The 20,589-nt window shown below is 67.0% G+C and carries 21 protein-coding genes; 14 read left to right on the top strand and 7 right to left on the bottom strand.

Features of this window, described 5'->3' with window-relative positions; translation table 11 throughout:
- From AZG88_RS26610 to AZG88_RS26595, 4 genes are all read left to right on the top strand, one after another.
- On the top strand, positions 1-966 hold a 966-nt coding region (locus AZG88_RS26610), incomplete at its 5' end, for an alpha-ketoacid dehydrogenase subunit beta (protein WP_331712299.1).
- Between the two features lie 128 nt (positions 967-1,094).
- Positions 1,095-1,628 carry a gluconokinase gene (locus AZG88_RS26605; RefSeq protein ID WP_061044692.1) on the top strand — a complete coding sequence of 178 codons (534 nt, stop codon included), beginning with the start codon at positions 1,095-1,097 and terminating at the stop codon, positions 1,626-1,628.
- A complete protein-coding gene (locus tag AZG88_RS26600; protein WP_005250033.1) occupies positions 1,625-2,398 on the top strand; it encodes an SDR family oxidoreductase in 774 nt (257 codons plus the stop codon). The genes AZG88_RS26605 and AZG88_RS26600 overlap by 4 nt, the downstream gene beginning before the upstream one ends.
- Before the next feature lie 26 nt (positions 2,399-2,424).
- Positions 2,425-3,354 (top strand): D-isomer specific 2-hydroxyacid dehydrogenase family protein, encoded by a 930-nt coding sequence (locus AZG88_RS26595; protein WP_082764816.1) that lies wholly within the window; start codon positions 2,425-2,427, stop codon positions 3,352-3,354.
- On the opposite strand, the gene nac is transcribed toward AZG88_RS26595, so the two are convergent.
- Complete coding sequence (gene nac / locus AZG88_RS26590) at positions 3,348-4,265, bottom strand: nitrogen assimilation transcriptional regulator NAC (protein ID WP_005250035.1); 918 nt, start codon at positions 4,263-4,265, stop codon at positions 3,348-3,350. The two genes, AZG88_RS26595 and nac, sit on opposite strands and share 7 nt — an antisense overlap.
- A 270-nt stretch (positions 4,266-4,535) precedes the next feature.
- Between nac and AZG88_RS26585 the strand changes: the two genes are divergently transcribed.
- The 8 genes from AZG88_RS26585 (at position 4,536) to AZG88_RS26550 (ending at position 12,435) form a co-directional block, all read left to right on the top strand.
- On the top strand, positions 4,536-5,366 hold the full coding sequence (locus tag AZG88_RS26585; protein WP_061044693.1) for a LamB/YcsF family protein: 831 nt from the start codon (positions 4,536-4,538) through the stop codon (positions 5,364-5,366).
- Positions 5,354-6,076 (top strand): 5-oxoprolinase subunit B family protein, encoded by a 723-nt coding sequence (locus AZG88_RS26580; RefSeq protein WP_005250037.1) that lies wholly within the window; start codon positions 5,354-5,356, stop codon positions 6,074-6,076. Before AZG88_RS26585 ends, AZG88_RS26580 begins: the two co-directional genes overlap by 13 nt.
- On the top strand, positions 6,069-7,112 hold the full coding sequence (locus AZG88_RS26575; RefSeq protein WP_061044694.1) for a biotin-dependent carboxyltransferase family protein: 1,044 nt from the start codon (positions 6,069-6,071) through the stop codon (positions 7,110-7,112). Before AZG88_RS26580 ends, AZG88_RS26575 begins: the two co-directional genes overlap by 8 nt.
- Entirely contained in the window at positions 7,109-8,458 is a 1,350-nt protein-coding gene (locus AZG88_RS26570) for an MFS transporter (RefSeq protein WP_005250039.1), read from the top strand. The genes AZG88_RS26575 and AZG88_RS26570 overlap by 4 nt, the downstream gene beginning before the upstream one ends.
- Positions 8,459-8,550: 92 nt before the next feature.
- A complete protein-coding gene (locus AZG88_RS26565) occupies positions 8,551-9,318 on the top strand; it encodes an SDR family oxidoreductase (RefSeq protein ID WP_061044695.1) in 768 nt (255 codons plus the stop codon).
- Positions 9,315-10,379 (top strand): L-idonate 5-dehydrogenase, encoded by a 1,065-nt coding sequence (locus AZG88_RS26560; protein ID WP_061044696.1) that lies wholly within the window; start codon positions 9,315-9,317, stop codon positions 10,377-10,379. Before AZG88_RS26565 ends, AZG88_RS26560 begins: the two co-directional genes overlap by 4 nt.
- A gap of 139 nt (positions 10,380-10,518) precedes the next feature.
- Positions 10,519-11,727, top strand: coding sequence for an aspartate transaminase (locus AZG88_RS26555; protein WP_061044697.1), 1,209 nt, complete (start codon positions 10,519-10,521; stop codon positions 11,725-11,727).
- 36 nt (positions 11,728-11,763) lie between these two features.
- Positions 11,764-12,435, top strand: a complete 672-nt coding sequence (locus AZG88_RS26550; protein WP_005250043.1) for a 4-carboxy-4-hydroxy-2-oxoadipate aldolase/oxaloacetate decarboxylase — start codon at positions 11,764-11,766, stop codon at positions 12,433-12,435.
- A 53-nt stretch (positions 12,436-12,488) separates the two neighbouring features.
- Here AZG88_RS26550 and AZG88_RS52895 read toward each other — a convergent pair whose 3' ends face one another.
- Positions 12,489-12,644, bottom strand: a complete 156-nt coding sequence (locus AZG88_RS52895; protein ID WP_164709609.1) for a hypothetical protein — start codon at positions 12,642-12,644, stop codon at positions 12,489-12,491.
- A 162-nt stretch (positions 12,645-12,806) separates the two neighbouring features.
- Between AZG88_RS52895 and AZG88_RS26545 the strand changes: the two genes are divergently transcribed.
- Positions 12,807-13,802, top strand: a complete 996-nt coding sequence (locus AZG88_RS26545; protein ID WP_197436309.1) for an AraC family transcriptional regulator — start codon at positions 12,807-12,809, stop codon at positions 13,800-13,802.
- Here the strand turns inward: AZG88_RS26545 and AZG88_RS26540 are convergent, their stop codons facing one another.
- Both AZG88_RS26540 and AZG88_RS26535 read right to left on the bottom strand, forming a co-directional pair.
- Entirely contained in the window at positions 13,803-14,906 is a 1,104-nt protein-coding gene (locus AZG88_RS26540) for an NAD(P)-dependent alcohol dehydrogenase (protein ID WP_005250046.1), read from the bottom strand.
- 26 nt (positions 14,907-14,932) lie between these two features.
- Positions 14,933-16,414: an aldehyde dehydrogenase family protein gene (locus AZG88_RS26535; RefSeq protein ID WP_197436310.1), complete on the bottom strand. Its 1,482-nt coding sequence runs from the start codon at positions 16,412-16,414 to the stop codon at positions 14,933-14,935.
- A gap of 158 nt (positions 16,415-16,572) precedes the next feature.
- Here AZG88_RS26535 and AZG88_RS26530 point away from each other — a divergent pair, with 158 nt between their 5' ends.
- A complete protein-coding gene (locus AZG88_RS26530; RefSeq protein ID WP_082764817.1) occupies positions 16,573-17,064 on the top strand; it encodes a MarR family winged helix-turn-helix transcriptional regulator in 492 nt (163 codons plus the stop codon).
- Positions 17,065-17,076: 12 nt separating this feature from the next.
- Here the strand turns inward: AZG88_RS26530 and AZG88_RS26525 are convergent, their stop codons facing one another.
- The 3 genes from AZG88_RS26525 to AZG88_RS26515 form a co-directional block, all read right to left on the bottom strand.
- Entirely contained in the window at positions 17,077-18,657 is a 1,581-nt protein-coding gene (locus AZG88_RS26525) for an FAD-binding oxidoreductase (protein ID WP_061044699.1), read from the bottom strand.
- A 282-nt stretch (positions 18,658-18,939) separates the two neighbouring features.
- Positions 18,940-20,121 (bottom strand): zinc-dependent alcohol dehydrogenase, encoded by a 1,182-nt coding sequence (locus AZG88_RS26520; protein ID WP_005250050.1) that lies wholly within the window; start codon positions 20,119-20,121, stop codon positions 18,940-18,942.
- Positions 20,122-20,211: 90 nt separating this feature from the next.
- The gene (locus AZG88_RS26515; protein ID WP_005250051.1) at positions 20,212-20,508 is read right to left on the bottom strand and encodes a putative quinol monooxygenase; all 297 of its coding nucleotides are present in this window, start codon (positions 20,506-20,508) and stop codon (positions 20,212-20,214) included.
- Positions 20,509-20,589: the final 81 nt, after the last annotated feature.

Genomic DNA, 20,589 nt, shown 5'->3' with positions numbered 1-20,589 from the left:
CCCGAGTCGCTGGTGTTCGGTGAGGACGTGGCCCGCAAGGGCGGGGTCTACGGGGTGACGCGGGGTCTGATGAAGAGGGCGGGGTCGGCGCGTGTGTTCGACACGCTTCTCGACGAACAGGCGATCCTGGGGCTCGCGCTGGGCGCGGGGGTGTCCGGACTGCTGCCGATCCCGGAGATCCAGTACCTGGCGTATCTGCACAATGCCGCCGATCAGATCCGCGGGGAGGGTGCGACGTTGCAGTTCTTCTCCGACCGTCAGTACCGCAATCCGATGGTGGTGCGGGTCGCGGGGTACGGGTATCAGAAGGGGTTCGGTGGGCATTTCCACAACGACAACGCCGTCGCCGCGCTGCGTGACATTCCCGGGGTCGTCGTGGCATCCCCGGCTCGCCCCGACGACGCCGCGGCCATGATGCACACGTGCGTGGCGGCCGCGCGGACCGCGGGGGCGGTGTGTGTGTATCTGGAACCGATTGCGCTGTACCACACCCGGGATCTGTACGAGGACGGTGACGAGCGGTGGCTGGCCGCGTATCCGGATCCGGTGAAGCGGGCCGAGAACCATGTGCCGATCGGCTCCGCCCGCACGTACGGTGACGGCACCGACCTGACGATCGTCACGTTCGGCAACGGGGTCCGGATGAGCCTGCGGGTCGCGCGCCGGCTCGCGAAGGCGCACATCGCTGCGCGTGTGGTGGATATGCGGTGGCTCGCACCGTTACCCGTCTCGGACATCGTCCGGGAGGCGAACGCCACCGGCCGGGTCCTCGTCGTCGACGAGACCCGCACATCGGGGGGTGTCTCCGAGGGTGTGGTCGCGGCATTGGTCGACGACGGCTTCACCGGGCCGCTTGCACGCGTCACGAGCGACGACAGTTTCATTCCGCTCGGCGACGCTGCACTCGAGGTCCTGCTGTCGGAGGAGACCATCGAGGCCGCGGCGATCAAACTCGTGAGCCGGTAACACCCCGCATCCCTCGCGCTTCGCTATGACGGCAACGTCAACCGGTATCCCCTCCGCCATTGCCAAGCAGTTGTCCGGTCGGGCATGTTCGAACTGCATCTCTCCACACCGGCGGACAGGAACATTTCATGAGTGGCGATCAGCGACCCCACATCGTGGTGATGGGGGTGACCGGCTGCGGGAAGACGACAGTCGCGCAGCAAGTTTCCGAACTTTCCGGCCACCGGTTCCTCGACGCCGACGATCTGCATCCGCCGTCGAACGTCGAGAAGATGGCCGCCGGTATCCCGCTGACCGACGACGACCGGGCGCCGTGGCTCGCAGTCGTCCGTGACCGACTGCGGGAACTGTCCGATCAGGGACGCCGTGGTGTGGTGGCGTGCTCGGCGCTACGGCGGAGCTACCGGGACATCCTCCGCGACGTCTCCGACCCGGTGCTGTTCGTCCACCTCACGGGCGAGCGGGAGGTCATCCACGACCGGATGCACGCGCGGAGCGGGCACTTCATGCCACCTGCCCTGCTCGATTCCCAGTTCGCGCTCCTCGAGCCGCTCGACGCCGACGAATTCGGAGTGGTCCTGGACGTCGCTCCGGCGCCGGACGCGATCGCCCGGGCCGCCGTCGAATACCTGCACGAAGAACGAAAGGTCGTCACACAGTGAGTTCGCATGGGAGTTTCGACGTCGAGGGCAAGATCGCGCTCGTCACGGGGTCGAGTCGGGGAATCGGCTTCGCACTCGCCAACGGACTCGCCGAGGCGGGTGCGGAGGTCGTGCTCAACGGGCGGGACGCCGACGCCCTCGCACGCAGCCGCGACGAGATCGTCCGCGCCACCGGTGGGACAGTCCACACCTGCGCCTTCGACGTCACCGCTCCCGAGGAGGTCGCCGCCGCCGCGCAGCGGGTCGAGAACGAGATCGGTCCCGTCGAGATCGTCGTGAACAACACCGGCGTCCAGCACCGCAGCCCACTGCTCGAGTTCGGCGACGACGACTTCCGTCGCGTGCTCGACACCAACCTGAGCAGCGCCTTCTTCGTCGGCCGCGAGTTCGCGCGGGCGATGGTCCGGCGCGGGCACGGCAAGATCGTCAACATCTGTTCCGTCCAGAGTGAACTGGGCCGGGCGGGCATCGCCCCGTACGCCGCGAGTAAGGGCGGGCTGAAGATGCTCACACGCGGAATGTGCGCCGACTGGGCACCATTGGGACTGCAGGCCAACGCCATCGCGCCCGGCTACTTCGATACCCAGCTCACCGAGGCGCTCGTGAACGATGCCGCGTTCAGTGCGTGGCTGACCAAACGCACGCCCGCCGGGCGGTGGGGCCGCACCGAGGAACTCGTGGGCGCACTGCTCTTTCTCTCGTCGCCGGCGTCGGACTTCGTCAACGGCCAGATCCTGTACGTCGACGGCGGCCTGACCGCCGTAGTGTGATCCTCACCCGACCGACTCGAAAGACCATGATGCCGAACACCGCAACGCCCCGTATTCACCTCGGACCGAACCCCGACACCGCCCTGATGCGCGGGATCGAACGGGGCGGAGGCGTACTCGCCCCGCTCGACGACGCCGAAGCCGTGGTGTGGGCGCAGGGCCCCGACACGTTCCCGGCGCAGTTGCCGGACTCGGTGCGCTGGGTGCAACTCCCCTCGGCGGGTGTGGAGCCGTGGATTTCCGCGGGGATCGTCGACACCGAGCGGACGTGGACGTCCGCGGCCGGCGCCTATGCCGGTAACGTCGCGGAACACGGAGTCCTGCTGCTCCTGGCCGGGGTCCGTGCCCTCACCGAGCAGGTGCGCGCGACCTCCTGGCGCAAGGCCGAGTTCGACCCGCAGGTGGGCACGCTGCGCGGGGCGACGGTCGCCATCGTCGGGTGCGGCGGCATCGGTCGTGCGATGATCCCGCTGCTCGACGCGTTCGGGGCGCGGGTGCTCGCCGTGACCCGTTCGGGAACCCCGGTACCGGGTGCAGTGGAGACGCTGCCGTCCGATCGGACGTCGGAAATCTGGTCCAGAGCCGATCATTTCGTCATCGCCGCACCGGCGACGGCGGCGACCGCACAGATCGTCGACAAAGACGCGCTCGCGCAGATGAAATCGACGGCGTGGATCGTCAACGTGGCGCGCGGCTCCCTCGTCGACACCGCGGGGCTCGTCGACGCACTGCGGGCCGGGTCGATCGGCGGGGCCGCCCTCGACGTCACCGACCCCGAACCCCTTCCCGGCGGACACCCGCTCTGGACCCTGCCGAACGCCATCATCACCCCGCACGTCGCGAATCCGGCGACCGGTCTGACGCGGCTGCTTGCCGATCACGTCGCGTCCAACATCGAACGCTTCGCTGCGGGAGCGCCTTTGATGGCGCCGATCGACCCGGGCCGGGGCTACTGAAGGCCTCGGTCGGCTTCCGAACTGGTCCGGATGTAGTTGGCGACGACACTGCGCAACACCTCGCGTACCGCCTCGGCAGGTCCCGAGAGCGGCTGATTGGCGGGTGTTCCGAGGGAGACCTGGACTTCGATGGTCGGTTCGATGCGGCGGAGTTCCAGGTTCTCCACATTCATGATGCGGCGTGCCACGGAGAACGGTAATACCGTCGCGCCCAGACCGTTCCGGACCGCCTGCGCCATCAGGGTCACCGATTCCACCTCGCCGACCACTCGCGCGTGCTCGAAGGCGTGTTCGTAGGCCTGCTCCACCACTTTGCGGATGGTGTGCATCGGGCCCGGCAGCAGCAGCGGCAGGTCGACGAGGTCCTTGATGGCCACGGCGGTCCCGGTGTCACCGGGCAGACCGGTGCCTGCCGGGGCGACGACCATGAGCTCCTCGGTGAGAAGGCGCTCGAAGTTGACGCCCTTGATCGGCCCGGCGTCGTAGAGCAGCGCCATGTCCATGCGGCCGGTCATCATGGCCTCGCTCAGCACGCCGCCGAAGTTCTCGTTGATGTGCAGAAGGATGCTGGGGTACCGCGACCGCACCGCGGTGAGCAGCGGTAACGCGATGGAACTCACGGTGCTGTAGGGCGCGAGCCCGACGGAGACACCGCCCGCCAGTTCTCGACCGACGACGCTCACCTCGGCTTGCGCGCTCTCCACCTGCCGCAGGATCACCTGCGCGTGCCGGTACAGCGCGCGCCCCGCATCGGTGGGTTCCACTCCCTGCTTGCTGCGGATCAGCAGCTGCTGACCGAAGTGCGTCTCCAGTGCCGTCATCTGCTGGCTCAGTGCCGGCTGGGCGATGTGCAGAATGTCGGCCGCCCGCGTGATGCTTCCGGCGTCGACGATGCGGACGAATGAGAACAAGCGTCGGGTATCCACGAGCGATCTGCCTTTCTGACGATGCGGCGACGCAAGCACGCCGCGGTTTCGACAAGGTTGCCGGGCGGAAACACCGCCGTAGCCAAATGCGAGGCGCTGTTCTTCCCTTTTTGCATCGCCGCTGTTCAAACACCATAGACGTTCGTTATCGCCTCACGTAAAACAGGTATTAACCGCCCGAACCGGATCCTGCGTAGCGTCCGTTTACATCGAAAGTTCACAGGAACTGCACCAGCGGTTCCACTGCAGGTCCCCATGGGAGGCACCGTGACTGTCAAGATCGATCTCGTCGCCGACCTCGGCGAGAGCTTCGGCGCATGGACGATGGGCGACGACGACGCTCTGCTCGACGTGCTGACGTCCGCCAACGTCGCGTGCGGATTCCATGCCGGTGACCCCAGGACCATGGACGCGACGGTCCGAGGATGCGTCGCCCGCGGAATCGGTATCGGCGCGCACCCCAGCTTTCCCGACCTGGCAGGCTTCGGCCGGCGCGCGATGGACCTCACCGCAGACGAGGTACGCACGGACGTTCTGTACCAACTCGGCGCACTGCACGCCTTCGCGACATCACACGGCACGACGCTCTCGCACATCGCACCGCACGGTCGGTTGGGAAACCTCGTCGCGACGCGCGCGGACTACGCACGTGCCGTCGTCGACGCGGTGGAAGCGTTCGACCCGCGGCTGATCGTGCTCGCCCAGGACGGTGAACTCGCCGACCACGCCCGTGAGCGGGGGATTCGCGTGGCGATCGTCGCCATCGTCGACCGCGCGTACCGCTCGGACGGCACCCTGGTGCCGCGGTCCGAGCCCGGTGCCGTGATTCACGACCAGGACACTCTGGTGGCGCGCACGGTACAGATGGTGACCGAGGGTGTCGTCGAGGCCGTCGACGGCACCCGCATCCCGATCGAGGCCGACACGGTGCTGCTGCACGGTGACGGCGCCGACGCCGTACGCAATGCGCGAGCGATCCGGGAGGCGCTCCTGCGTGCGGGCGTTGTCATCGCCCCGGTGACGGAGGTCCTCGCGGCCAAGGAAGCAGCCAAGGAAGAGACGGAGTCCGCGTCGTGTCCGGCGTGACGTGCATCCGGCCGCACCGGGAGTTCGTCCTCTCGGATTGCGGAGACTCCGCGGTACGTCTCACGTCGCTGTCCGCGGATGCCGAGGAGCGTTGGCAGGCGGTCCACACGGTTGCCGCCGCGCTCGACGCACGCGGCGACGAGGTCGCGGTCACCGGCATCATCCCCACGTACGACGCGTTGCTGGTCGAATTCGACTGTGGTGCAACCACCCACGACGCCATCCGTGCACATGTCGAACGACTGATCGAGCTCCCCGCGGATGCCGCGGCCCGCGGCCCGCGGCAGTTCGAGATCCCGGTCGTCTACGGGGGAGACTTCGGCCCCGACCTCGACGAGGTGGCAGAACACCTCGAACTCTCACCCGCCGAGGTGATCCGACTGCACGGCGCAGGCCCATTGACGATGCGCTGCTTCGGTTCCCCGGGCGGCGCCCCGATGCTGGACGGCCCCGCCTTCCCGCGGCCCGTCCCACGCCGCACGATTCCGCGGCCGCACGTGCCGGCCGGCGCGGTCGCTGTCGCGGGCAGGCAGGCCGTCGTGTCCGCGCGTCCCGCACCGGGAGGCTGGCCGGTGATCGGTCGAACCCCGCTGACCATCGTCGATCCGGCGACGGACCCACTGTCCGACTTCCGGCCCGGCGACACGTTCCTCTTCGTTCCGATCACCGCCGCCGAGTGGTCGACGTACGAGGGGGTCCGTCATGGCTGAATCGATCACCGTCACGACACCCGGCCTGACCTCGATCCAGGACCTCGGCCGGATCCGAGCATCCCGATTCGGCCAGATGACCGGCGGCGCCTCGGACCAGTACAGCGCCGACGTGGCGAACGCACTGGTCGGAAGCCCGCGTACGGCACCCCTGCTCGAGTTGGTCGCCATGGACTTCGGCGCCGTCGCGAGCATCGACCTGCTCGTCGCCGTGACCGGAGCGCCGGCGGAGGTGCAGGTCGGGGGTGTCACCCGCCCACAGTGGGAGCCGTTCGTGTGGACCGCAGGCGAAGAACTCACCGTCCGCGGAATCCGCGACGGGCTCAGGGTCTACCTCGCCGTGCACGGAACGATCGACGCGCCCTACCTGCTCGGTAGTTGCGCCCCCGACTCGGTACTCGGTTTCGGCCGGCAACTGACGGTCGGCGAGTCCGTCGCCATCGACGTCGACGGACCGCCGATCGACCACCCGCACTTCCGGATGCCGCTGTTCCGGCTCGGCGCCCGGCCCGCGGCCTTCACCGGATGCTGGACCATCGACGTGACGGATGGGCCCGACGTCCACGAATTCGGCTCGACCTCCGCCCGATTGTTCGACACCCCCTTCGTCATCGGCGGCAACTCGAACCACATCGGTCTCCGCCTCACGCCGACCGATCCGGGCAGCCCCGTTCCCCGGAGAGACCGGTCGACGGAGGTGCTCTCCCGCGGAGTGCCGATCGGTGCGGTCGAGGTTCCCGCCGGCGACGAGATCCTCGTTCTGCATCGTGGACGAGGGGTGACCGCCGGATACCCGGTGCTCGCGGTCGTGACCGCCACCGCTCTGTCCCAGCTCGGCCAGGCACGCCCCGGCCAGGAGGTCCGGTTCAGGAAGGTGACCGTCCCCGACGCCGTGGACGCATACCGGTCACAACGACGCTCGATCGATCTCCTCCGCTCCCGCGTGGCGAACGCGTTCGCCAGTCTTCGGATCCCCCTTCACACAGAAACGACATCCGCCCAGCACAGCTCGGTACCCCAGATGGAGTCAGCATGACCAACGCGATCTCACCCGACACGGCCGGGCACACGTCCGAACACGAGGTGCAACCCCGCCAGCTACGCAAAGTCGTTCTCGCCGGCTGCGTGGGCATCTTCGTCGAGCTCTACGACAACGGCATCTTCGCCTTCATGGCGACCGCCCTGGCCATCGTCTTCTTCGACGTCTCCAAGTCGAGTGACGCGCTGATGCTCGTCTTCGCCGGTTACGCGATCTCGTTCTTCGTGCGACCTCTCGGCGCGGTCGTCTGCGGCATCCTGGGCGACCGGATCGGCAGGCAGAAGATGCTCGTCTTCGTCATCATGCTGATCAGCGTCGCCACCGCGGGAATCGGCATTCTCCCGACCTACGCCGCGATCGGCGTCGCCGCACCCGCGTTGTTGATCCTCCTGCGCATCCTGCAGGGATTCTCCGTGGGCGGTGAGGCGGCGGGAGCCATGACCTTCCTCGCCGAGCACTCGCCGGAGGGCAAGCGCGGACTCATCACCAGCTACGCCCAGATCGCGTCCTTCCTGGCCCTGCTCACCGGCACGCTCGTGGCGTTCGCGATGTCACCGTGGCTCAACGAGGCCGCGATCAACGGCGGCGGACCGGCCAGCTGGGCCTGGCGTGTGCCGTTCCTCGTCGCGATCCCGATGGGCATCATCGGCTGGTACATCCGGCGGGCCATCAGCGACACCCCGAACTTCGAGAAGCTCAAGGCCGAAGGCGGACTGTCCCGCAACCCGCTGAAGGAAGCGTTCGCGACCCCCGAGCACCGCAAGGCGATGCTGCTCGCGCTGTTCATCCCGCTGATGAACGGCTCCGGCTACTACGTGCTGTTCTCCTACATGCCGACGTTCCTCAAGGGCGACAACATCGGCTTCTCGACCGGCACCGCCCTGCTCGTGACCGCGGCGAGCCTCGTGGCGATCTGCATCGCCATCCCGTTCATGGGTGCTCTCTCCGACCGCGTCGGCCGCAAGAAGGTCATCGCCGGCGCGGCGATCGCCATGGCCATCGGTGCCATCCCCTGTTACGCCCTGATCGCGACCGGCAACTTCGTGCTCGCCGTGGTCGGCGCATGCATCATGGCGGTGATCTTCGCCGGTCACACCGCCGTCATCCACATCCTCATCGTCGAGCTCTTCCCCACCCGGGTGCGGTACTCGGCGTACGGGCTGGGCTACAACATCTCCTCGGCGGTCTTCGGTGGCACGGCGCCCCTGCTCATGACGTGGCTGATCCCCCAGTTCGGAATCTACGTTCCCGCGGTCTATGCCGTCGTCACCGCGGTGGGCACCCTCATCGCCGTCAGCACCATCACCGACCGGGCGCACGTGCCTCTCCGCGACACGCTCTGACGGATCCAGACTCGGCCCGGTGGTCTCCTGACCACTCGAAGACCACCGGGCTGTACCAACTTTCACCACCACCAGCAAGACAAGGGAGCGTTATGCCATTCAACGACTACCGGACGGCACTCGTCACCGGTGCCAACACCGGAATGGGTGCCGCGGTCACCGAGATCCTGACCAAGCGCGGACTGACCGTCTACGGTGTGGCCCGCAACAAGGAACGTCTCGACGAGGTCGCGGACAAGACGGGAATGATCCCGCTCGCCGTCGACATCACGGATATCGACGCACTGAGCGCGGCCGTCGAGGGGCTCGAGATCGACGTGCTGATCAACAACGCGGGAGTGTCGGCCACCGGCAACATCCTGGATGCCTCGGCCGACTCGGTCGACGCCATGGTCGATGTCAATCTCCGCGCGGTGCTGCACCTGTGCCGGCTGCTGATGCCGGGAATGGTCGAGCGGGACCTCGGCCACATCGTCAACATCAGCTCCATCGCCGGCCTGTACAACTTCTACGGCCACACCGCCTACCACGCCACGAAGGCTGCGGTGCACCAGATCTCGCGACAGCTGCGCAACGACACCATCGGCAAGCGCATTCGCGTGACCGAGATCTGCCCGGGCAGAGTCGAAACCGAGATCTTCGGACGCAACCTGGGCGGGTCGCCGGAGGCGATGAAGGAAGCGTGGGAGACGTACTACGAAGGCTTCGAATCCATCACGACCAAGGACATCGCCGACACCATCGAGTTCGCGATCGACGCCCCGGGCCACGTCAATCTCGGCCTGATCGAAATCATGCCCACATTCCAGGTACCGGGTGGACTCGACTTCATCCGGCGCAACGATCGAGACCCGCAGTGAAGACTGCACAGCGCGAGTCCGGCGCCCCGCTTCCGGCCGAAACCCTCGGGGTGGTGGCGCACGCCGCGGGAGACCTGCGCATCGAATCGGTGCCGCTGCGCCGGCCCGAATCGTCCGAGACGGTCGTCGAGATCGCATACGGCGGGATCTGCGGATCCGACCTGCACTACTGGACGCACGGGGCGGCGGGTGAGTCGATTCTGAAGGCACCCATGCTGCTGGGCCACGAAGTGGTGGGAACGGTGGTGCAGGCCGCGGCGGACGGCAGCGGCCCCGCAGCGGGTGAACGAGTCGCCGTGCATCCCGCCACTCCCGGCGGTCGCGGCGCCAGGTTCCCCGCCGATCGCCCGAACCTCTCGCCGGGATGCACGTACCTCGGCAGTGCAGCGCAATTCCCCCACACCGAAGGGGCATTCGCGAAGTACGCAGTTCTGCCCTCCCGAATGCTGCGGCCGCTGCCACCGGACCTTCCACTGCGCACCGCTGCGGTCGCGGAACCCGCCGCCGTCGCGTGGCATGCCGTGGCCCGCGCCGGCGACGTGTCGGGGAAGAGCGCTCTCGTCGTGGGGTGCGGACCCATCGGCGGCCTCGTGGTGGCAGTCCTGCGCCGGGCCGGGGCGCGCGAGATCACCGCAGTCGACGTGCACGAATATCCCCTCACCGTCGCACGGGCGCTCGGCGCCGACCGGACCCTCGACGCCACCGACTCCGAGAGCATCGCGGCCGTCGACGCCGACATCGTCGTCGAGTGCTCCGGTAACGGTCTCGGGCTCGAATCGGCGATTCGCGGCGTGACGCGCGGCGGCCGAGTCGTCATGCTCGGACTGCTCCCCACGGGTCTTCAGCCCGCGCCGCTCTCGCTCGTCATCACGCGGGAACTCGAACTCGTCGGATCCTTCCGATTCAACGACGAGATCGATTCGGTGCTCGCCGCTCTGGCGGACGGCAGCCTGAACGTCGAACCGGTGATCAGCCACGAATTCGGCATCGAGGACGGCCTCGAGGCCTTCGCCGTCGCCAAGGACGCGTCCACGTCCGCGAAGGTGTTGCTGGCGTTCTGATTCCAGTCATGCCGAACGGCTATCGCCCGACAAGTAATCGGTCTTGTACAGGCGTGATGTGCCCCCGATAGCCTGGGTGTGAAGGTACCGCCCGACTACCCGGCTTCTTTCGTTCCCACGCCCTCGACCAGGAGGAACAATGTCCACCTTCGTCCCTGCAGCACGAGTCGACCAGATGCGTGAGTCACCGAGTGTGGCAGCTGCGCAACGGGTTCGCGAGCTCCGGGCGTCGGGGCGGGAGATCCTCGACCTGACGGTCGGAGAGCCCGATTTCGACACGCCGGACCACATCAAGGCGGCAGCCGTCGCAGCGATGGAATCCGGTCTCACCAAGTACACCCCCGTCAACGGTATTCCCGCACTGCGGGACGCGATCTCGAAGCGGATGCTCGACCGGACCGGGGTCGAGTTCGCGGACAACGAGATCACCGTCGGCGGTGGTGCCAAGCAGGTCATCTTCCTGGCGCTGATGACGACGGTGGAGGAGGGCACCGAGGTGATCGTGCCCGCACCGTACTGGGTGTCGTACCCCGACATGGTGACCGTCCACGGCGGAACACCCGTCGTCGTCGACTGCCCGGAATCCGACCGGTTCCTGCTCACCGCGGAGAAGCTCGCTGCCGCCATCACTCCCGCGACGAAATGGGTGATCCTCAACGCGCCGTCGAATCCGACCGGTGCGGTGTACAGCGAGCGGGAACTGGCGGAACTGGCAATGGTCCTCGACCGGAACCCGCACGTGAACGTCCTCTGCGACGAAATCTACGACGAGATCGTCTTCACCGACTCACCCGTTCCGAACCTGTTGTCGGCCGCGCCGCACCTCCGTGATCGGATCCTGGTGACCAACGGTGTCTCGAAGGCCTACGCGATGACCGGCTGGCGTCTGGGGTACGGCGTCGGGAACAAGGGCCTGATCGCAGCGATCAACAAGCTGCAGTCGCAGAGTTCCTCCTGCCCGTCGTCGATCAGCCAGGCCGCCGCGGCCGAGGCGCTCACCGGCGATCAGAGTTTCGTCACCACCTCCGTCGCGAGCTACCGGGCACGGCGGGACGTCATCTTCGAATTGTTCTCCCGAATCGAGGGTCTGGAACCCGTACTGCCGCAGGGCGCGTTCTACCTGTTCGTCGGATGCTCCGGCCTGGTGGGCAAGCGGACACCCGACGGCACACCGCTCGAGAACGACCAGGACGTGGTGCTCTTCCTCCTCGACCACGCGTCGGTGGCCACCATCCAGGGCTCCGCGTACGGCGCCCAGTCGTATTTCCGCGTCTCGTTCGCCACGTCCGAGGACGTGCTGCGGAACGCGGCCGCGGCGGTCGAGAAAGCCGTCGCGTCGCTCAGCTGACCCCACCCGCCCATTTACACGACCAACGGAGACACCATGGTTCACGTCACTACCAAGATCGACCGCGCCGACAAGGCCGCGATCGACCGGCTGGGCGCCTACTCGGCCGCCACCATCCACGAAGCCCAGGGCCGCAAGGGCGCACTGGATTCGGGGATCAAGCCCATCGACCGCGATATGTCGTTCTGCGGAACGGCGTTCACGGTCGTCTGCCATCCGCGCGACAACATCATGCTCCAGGTCGCCATCAGCTACGCGCAACCCGGCGACGTGCTCATCGTGTCCTCCGGCGACCAGCCGGCGGGCCAGTTCGGCGACGTGCTGGCCAACGCGTGCGTGGCCCGAGGCATCAGCGCGCTGGTCACGGACGGCGGAGTGCGGGACAGCCGGGAGATCCGCGAACTCGGGTTCCCCGTCTTCTCCAAGCACGTGTGCATCGAGGGAACGGTGAAGGAATCCCTCGGTCCCGTCAACCAGCCGTTGGTGTTCGGCGGCCAGATCATCTATCCCGGCGACGTGATCAAGGGTGACTGCGACGGAGTGGTGGTGGTCCGGCGCGACGAGGTCCAGTTCGCCATCGACGCCTCCCGTGAGCGCGACGCCGCCGAGGCCGCCTACATCGAGCGGTACAAGAAGGGCGAAACCCCGATCCAGGTCAGCAATCTCGCCCAGGTGCTCGAAGCGAAGGGCCTCACCGTCGACCAGTGAGCCGGCCGCTGCCTGCCGCAGCGGTCCATCAGAGTGCCATGACGAAGGTGCGGTTATGCCGTGGACACCTGCTCGGAGGGTTCTCGGCGGAGGTGATGGTCTTCCTCTCCGGGGGTGTCCGAGCCTCCGGTCAGCTCGTCGAGGAGGATGTATCCCCCGTAGCCGAGCCCGGCGACGGCGAGGACAGCGGCGTACAGCCGGTCGAGCATCAGTTTCTCCGTATCGTCTGCGGAAACCCCCGAGCCGGCCAAGTATGCCCCTGGGCCGGCTGGCTCGGGTACTACCCGATCGGACGGTTCAAAGACTGTCCTTGACAGACTTCAAGATAAGGAAACCTTGCAATCGTGGTGTGACTCTGGTCTCATTGTGAGATGTCCACCTCTGTCGGCGGCTCAGCGTCTGTCTCTCTCGTCAGCCGAGACGTCGAAGAGGCGCGCCACGTGGGCGGAAGACTGTTCTACCCGCACTCCGTGGAAGTTCTCGGCGATCAGCAGAGCTTCGGCATACACCTCGACGCCGCAGAGTTGGGTCCCGTCACAATGGGCTGGCTGTCCTACGACACCGAGGTCGAGATCGAAACCGGCAAACTCGAGGACTGGTACCAGGTCAATGTGCCGGTGAGCGGCCGGTTGAAGACGAGTTCGGGCGCCGACCGGATCATCGCGACCCCGTCGTGCGCCGCCGTGTACCGCGCGGACCGCGGATCGGTGCTCCAGGGCTGGGGGCAGGAGACCCGACGGATCCTGGGGATGAAGATCGAACGCCGCGCCGTCGAGGAGCAACTCGCCCTCCTCCTCGGACGCCCCATCCGCAACCCGATCGCCTTCGACCTCGCGTTGGACATCACCACCGGGCACGGGCAGCAGTGGTGGTCCGTGATGCAGGCCCTGTCGGTGCAACTGCGCGACACGGATGCGCTGTTCCGCCACCCGCTACTGCTGGCGCCGCTGACGCAGAGCGTGATCGTGTCGCTGCTCCTGGCATCGCGCCACGACTACAGCGAGCAGTTGGCGGCGACCGTCGCCCCCGCCTGCCCGGCGGCGGTCGAGCACGCCAAGCAGTACATCGAGGCGCACGCAGACGAGCCGTTGACCGCCCTCGAGATCGCGGGCGCGGTCGGGGTGAGTCTGCGGGCGCTGCAGCACGGCTTCCAGACGTCGTTGCACACCACCCCGATGCGCTATCTGCGGGACCTCCGGCTGCGGAAGGTCCGTGGCGACCTGCTGGCGGCCGACCCCGAGACGGCAGGCGTCGCCGAGATCGCCTACCGGTGGGGGTTCAACCACCTGGGTCGCTTCGCCGGGCAGTACCGCGAGTTGTTCGGTGAAAGCCCCTCTGCGGCACTGCGTTCGATTACTTCTCGATGATCAGAACCGGAGAACCGGTTTGATCGAGGCGCCGCTGGTCATGTCCGCGACCGCGGTGTTGATGTCGTCGAAACTGTAGTGCGTGATGAGACGGTCGATCGGCAACCGGCCCGACTTGACGAGGTCGACGAGCACGGGGATGAGAGTCTGGGTTTCGCTGTCGCCGAGCGTCAGACCCACGATGGTGCGGCCCGGGATCATGGCGTTGACGTCGACCGGCACCTCGGTGCCGAAGGCCGGTGCACCGACGATGACGGCCGTGCCGCGAGGTGCAAGCGCGTCGATCGCGGTCCGCAGCACCCCGACGTTGCCGGTGGTCTCGACCGCGCCGTCGACGCCGCCGGGAACGATTTTCGCCAGTTCCTCCGCGGTGTCGACCTCGGCAGCGTTGATCACATGGGTCGCGCCGAGTTCACGGGCGAGTTCGAGCCGAGCCGGAACCCGGTCGACGACGATCACCTTCGGCGCGGGAGTCAGAGCCGCGGCCATCACCGCCGACAGCCCGACGGCGCCCGCCCCCGTGACGAGCACGGTCTGCCCCGGGCGGGGCTTCAGCACGTTCCACACCGCCCCGACTCCGGTCTGCACACCACACCCCAGCGGCGCCAGTACGTCCAGTGGGGCGTCCGGGTCGACCTTGACCGCACTGCGCGCGTCGACGACGGCATGGTGCGCGAAGGAGGACTGCCCGAAGAAGTGCCCACCGATAGCCTCTCCGCCGCGACTGACGGGGCTGGTGCCGTCGGCGCGCCCGCCCCCGATCAGGTTGAGCGGCAACCATGTTGCGCAGTAGGCCGGATGCCCGTCGCGGCAGTTCCCGCACGAGCCGCACGAGCTGAACGACAGGAGGACGTGATCACCGACGTCGACCGTCGTCACGCCGGCGCCGACCTTCTCGACGATCCCGGCTCCCTCGTGCCCGAGCACGCCCGGCAGCGGGAACGGCAGCGCGCCCGAGGCGACGCCGAGGTCGGTGTGGCACAGGCCCGCGGCGACGAGACGAACGAGGATCTCGTCGGGGCGTGGTTCGTCGAGGTCGACGGTGGACACGGTGAACTTCGCTCCGCCGGTTTCGACGACGGCGGCAGTGGTGCTGGTGGTCATGGATGCTCCTGAAAGGGTGAGGCGCTCTAGGCGAGGGAGATGACGACGGACTTGACCTTGGAATACGACTCGAGCGCCTCCGGGCCGTATTCGCGGCCGAATCCGGAGTTCTTCACGCCACCGAACGGGACGGCGGGGTCGAGCATGGCCCAGTCGTTGACCCACACGATTCCGGCCTGCAGTCGGGCCGCGACGCGGTGAGCCCGTGCGACGTCGACGGTCTGCAGGCCCGATGCGAGCCCGTATTCGGTGCTGTTGGCCAGCCCGATTGCCTCGTCCTCGGTGTCGAACGGTTGTACCGTCAGCACCGGTCCGAAGATTTCCTCCTGCACCACGCGGGAGGTGTTGGGCAGGTCGGCGATAACGGTCGGCTGGTAGTAGTGGCCGCCGTTCAGATCCAGGCGTTCGCCGCCGGCGATGATGCGTGCGTTCTCGCTCCGGGCGATCCGCACGTACTCCTCGACCTTCCGCACGTGCTTGTCCCCGGCCATCGGTCCGACGACGGTAGTCGGGTCGAACGGGTCGCCCACGGGCACACCGGGAACGGCCTGGCCGAGGATGCCGAGCACCGTCTCGTAGAGCGGCCGGGCCACGAGCAGTCGCGGGCCGCCCATGCAGAACTGTCCGGTGTTGAACACGAAGCCCTTGATGATCGCGCCGATCGCCTTGTCCACGTCGGCGTCCTCGAAGACGATGTGCGCGGCGTTGCCGCCGAGTTCCATGGTGACGGGGGTGAGGTTCTCTCCGGCGACGCTCGCGGCGTGCCGACCGACCGCCGTCGATCCGGTGAACGCGATCTTGTCGATCCCCTTGTGCTGCAACAGGGCTTCGCCGACGGTCGACCCCTTGCCGGTGACGACGTTGACCACACCCGCGGGAACCCCTGCCTCGGTGAGGATCTCCGCCATCAGCAGGGCGCTCAGCGGGGTGTCCTCGGCGGGCTTGTGGACCACGGTGTTCCCGGCCGCCAGGGCGGGTGCGATTTTCGACGTACTGAGGATGAGTGGGAAGTTGAACGGGGTGATGGCGCCGACGACCCCGAGCGGTTCGCGGCGAGTGTAGGCGTGGGCGTCGAGAGGCGTCTCCCGGTTCGATCCGCCCGCGGTCTGCGCGAGCGCGGCGCAGTACTCGTACTGTTCGGCGGTGGTCACCACGTCGACCGGTCGGCACAGGGAGACGGGTTTGCCGACGTCGACGCTTTCGACGGCGACGATCTCGTCGGCCCGTTCGCGGACGAGCGCAGCGACGCGGAGCAGGATCCGGGCCCGTTCGCGGCCGGGCAGTCTTGACCAGCGGCCGTCGTCGAACGCGGCACGTGCGGCGCGGACGGCGGAGTCGAGATCGTCCGCGTCCGCCTCGGCGACGGTGGTGACGGGTTTCCCGGTGGAGGGGTCGACGATCTCGAATCGTTCCCCGGCGCCGGCCTCGCGCCACTGCCCGTCGATGAACAGCTGACGTGGCCCGATCTGCGGTCGGGTAATGAGGACTGTGTCGTCGGTGACGGTCATGTCGCTGCCTTCGATTCGTATGAGCTGCCGACCGGTTTCGGCAGGGTTCCTTGTGTTCGTTGTTGCGGTCGAACCCGGCTCGGGCGACCTAAGATAGTCAGGAAACCTGAGGTCCGAGTTCGTGGGCCTCGAGCTCGAGGCGCGGGGAGAAGTGGACGATGACGACGGACCTTCCGGACGAGATCGACGAGACACCGCTCGACGGGGAGTACGCGCACGACTCCTCGCCGACCCTGCTGTACGCGATCAAGCAGGTCGAGCTGGCGATCCGATCGCACATGGATGCCCTGCTGCGGCCGATGGGCATCACCGCGCTCCAGTACACGGCGCTGACCGTCCTGCGCCGGCGCGACGGATTGTCGTCCGCCGAACTGGCACGAAACTCCTTCGTCACCGCGCAGACGATGGGCGAGATGCTCTCCGCGCTCGAGCGCCGCGGACTGGTGACCAGGCGCGTCGACCCCGCCAATCGCCGCCGCATGCTCACCAGCCTGACCGCGGAGGCTCTGGACCTTCTCGCCGAGTACGACACGAGCATCTGTGGGCTGGAGGAACAGATGCTCGCCGACATGACTGTTCGTCAGCGCGAGGCGTTCCGCGGATACCTCGGCCGCTGCCGGATCGCCCTGGCCGAGACGCCCGCGCACTGAGGCGCGTGGGTGTCAGAGCTTCTGGCCACGGAACCGTTGCGGCCACACACCGGACTTGCCGGGCGCGATGATGCCGTTGGGATCGAGGGCGTCCTTGATCTTCTCGTGGAACTTCAGCAGCGCACCGTCGCCCCAGTCGAACGTAGCCATCACGTCGTCCATCAGGGCGTTGTGGGTGCGGTACTCGCCGTAGCCCGCGTCGGCGGCCTCGCGGACGAGGACCTTCGTCATCTGCAGGATTTCCTCACGAGCGTCGGGGATCGCCGTGTCGTAGATGAACAGGCACACGTGGTGCATCTCGCGGAGTCCGATGATGAATTGCGCCGCGTAGTCCTTGGCATATTCGTCGGCGCGAGCGCGCACCATCTCGAACTGCTTCATCGCCTCCCGGCCGTCCGGCGCCGACACCGGGGAGAATCCGATGTGCCCGCCGTTGGGTACCCAGTCCAGGAGCTGCAGTTCGTCCAGGCTGGGGACGCCGTTGTTGATCTTGTGCCTGTCCTGCAACACATGTCCACCGCGGTCGGCGCGTTCCTCGTGTGTGAAGAAGCGGGCACCGGGAATCTTGCCGAACGCCTCCTTGATCATCCCGTAGTACATCTCGATCAGCGGCGGAGGTCCGTACAGGGTGCCGTAGAAGTTCCAGAATCCGAGATCGAGGTCTTTCTTCATCCTCTCGATCGCCTCGGCCGGCATCGGCCCGTCACCGTCGAACCACTCGGTGCGCTTCGACACCGCGGCCGCGTCCATGAAGATGTTGCGCAGCACCGGAACATTCTGCAGCGGAGCCATATTGATGCGCAGCGGCAGCATGATGTCGACGATCTGCTCCAGATCCTCCTCCTTGTCGAAGGTGATCAGGAACGACTGCGACGCGGGCGGCCGCTGCATCAGGGCGATCCCCATCTTGGTGACGATCCCGAGATTCGACTGGGTGAACATGCCGTCCGGGAAGGGGCCGAACCCGTAGGGAAACAGCTGCCACGCGTCGCTGCCGGGTAGTGCGCCCATCCCGGTGCGCATCACATCACCTTGCGGCAGCACCACTTCCAGGCCCGTCTGCCACATGAAGTGGTCGCCGTACGGGGTGTACCCGACGCCGCGGTCCAGAGTGTTACCGACCACGCTGCCCCACCCCAGGTCGGGGCAGTCGAGCATCAGTCCGGAATCGTGGCTCTGCAGATAGTCGTAGAGGTCGAAGTAGGTGACCCCGGGTTCGAGCAGTGCGTAGCCGTACTTCTCGTTGACCTCGAGGATCCGGTTCATCCGCTCGCCCGTCTTGACGATCACCGAACCCGACAGCCTCGGAGTGGCGCCGCCGTAGCCGTTGTTCTTTCCGGTCGAGACCGGGGAGAGGGGGATGCCGTATTCGTTGGCGATCCGGACGATGTCCTGTACCTGCTCGGTCGATTCCGGTGAGACGACGGCCGACGGCATGTTGGCCTCGGCGGCGCCGACCGGGTACGGGTCGCGGAACGCTTCGAGCTCGTCGGCGGTCGACAGGACCCACTTGTCGCCCACGATGTCGCGGAAGCGTTGGAGCGCCGCGTCGAATCGCTCGTCGGAAACGCCGGGGGGAAGGGTTCGCGTCATTCTTGACTGCTCCTCGTTCGGGCGGCCACCTCACTGCGGCCGGGTCGTACGCAAGACCTGCGACAGCTGATCGCTGAATATCAGGTTTCCTTGCTTACAAGTGTGAGGGGCGTCACTGAAAGGGGCAATCCGCTATGCGCCGGGCGTGATGCGGATTTCTCCGGCATCCGTGCTGGTCAGCGAGATTCTCGCGGAGAGGTCTATCCGGTTTGCGCAAAACGGCGGCGGTGGCCGGGCCACCCGTCACGGGTTCCCGGCCACCGCCGCGTGCGCCTGCGTTGCTCAGGGTTTGAGCTGGATCTTCACCGCACCGTCCTGTTTCTTCTGAAAGATTTCGTACGCGTGGGGTGCGTGATCGAGGGGGAGTTCGTGGGTGGCGAAGGTGTCGACGCCGAGTGGGTCGTCGTCGCCGAGCAGCGGCATGATGTCGTCCACCCACTTCTTGATGTTGGCTTGGCCCATGCGCAGCTGAATCTGCTTGTCGAACAACGTGAGCATGGGAATCGGGTCGGCCATGCCGCCGTAGACGCCGATGATGGAAATGGTTCCTCCGCGGCGGACGATGTCGATCGCCGAATACAGCGCGCCGAGTCGGTCGACACCGGCCTTCTGCATGAGCGGCGCCGCCACCGCGTCGGGCAGGTACCCGACGATCTGCTGGGCCAGTTTGCCGATCGGTGAACCGTGCGCCTCCATGCCGACCGCGTCGATCACCGAGTCGGTGCCGCGACCGTCGGTCGCATCGCGGATGACGTCGGCGAGGTCGCCGCCGTGCTCGTCCAGGTTCAGGGTTTCGATGCCCCGGGCCTTGGCGCGAGCAAGACGTTCGGGGACGTTGTCGACCGCGATGACCCGTGCACCCTTGTGGTGGGCGATGCGCGCCGCCATGTCTCCGATCGGTCCGAGGCCGAGCACGGTCACCGACCCGCCCTCGGGGATCGCGGCGTACTCGACCGACTGCCACGCCGTCGGCAGCACATCGGACAGGTAGACGAATCGGGAATCCGGCGGTCCCTCGGGGACTTTCATGTGGGTGAACTGGGCCTGGGGCACGCGCAGGTACTCGGCTTGTCCTCCCGGCACCTCGCCGTAGAGCTTGGAGAATCCGAACAACGCCGCTCCCATGCCCTGCTCGCGGACCTGCGTCGTCTCACACTGCGTGTACAGCTGCATGTTGCACATGAAACAGTTGCCGCACGAGATCTGGAACGGGATCACGACGCGGTCGCCGACCTTCAGGTCGCCCGCCTCCGTGCCGACTTCTTCGACGATCCCCATCGGTTCGTGGCCGAGAATGTCCCCTTCTTCCATGAACGGACCGAGAGTTTCGTACAGGTGCAGATCGGAACCGCAGATATTCGTCGTCGTGACCCTGATGATGGCGTCGGTCGGGTGTTCGATCCTCGGATCGGCGACGGTGTCGACGCTGACCTTTCGCTTGCCTTGCCACGTGACTGCTCGCACTGGGAACCACACCTCTCGTCGGTCGATGTCCGTGTTCGGGTGCCCGACGGGGGATGCGGGTAAACCGTGCTCACCGGGGCGGGATCGCCCCTACTTGACGGCGATGACGTCGACGGGACGAATGTCGGGATCCTTGGCGAGCAGTTCGGGTCCGACCGTGCCCAGTGCCTGGGGGATGGCTCCGGTCAGGTGCGCCTGCCGGCCTTCCTCGTTCTCGAACGTGTCGAAGATGCCGTACGTCGTGTCGCTGACTTTGAACGCGTACCAGGTGACGGTGCCCTGTTCTTCCGCCGCCAGGGCGCGTCCCTGCTCGAGGAACGCGGCCAGGTCTTCACCCTTGCCCGGCTTGGCCTCGAGCAGTGCCAGTATTCCTCTGTCGATCGTCATGATGTCTCCTCCTCGGTCGATGTACGACTTCGTTCAACTCCGACGCTATGGGCGTCGAGCGGCATGCGGGGCGGCGGAAGC

The organism is Rhodococcus sp. LB1 (assembly GCF_001583455.1).
Classification (GTDB): Bacteria; Actinomycetota; Actinomycetes; order Mycobacteriales; family Mycobacteriaceae; genus Rhodococcus_F; species Rhodococcus_F opacus.
Note: the sequence above shows the minus strand (reverse complement) of the source record. Positions and strands in the feature narration are given on the sequence as shown.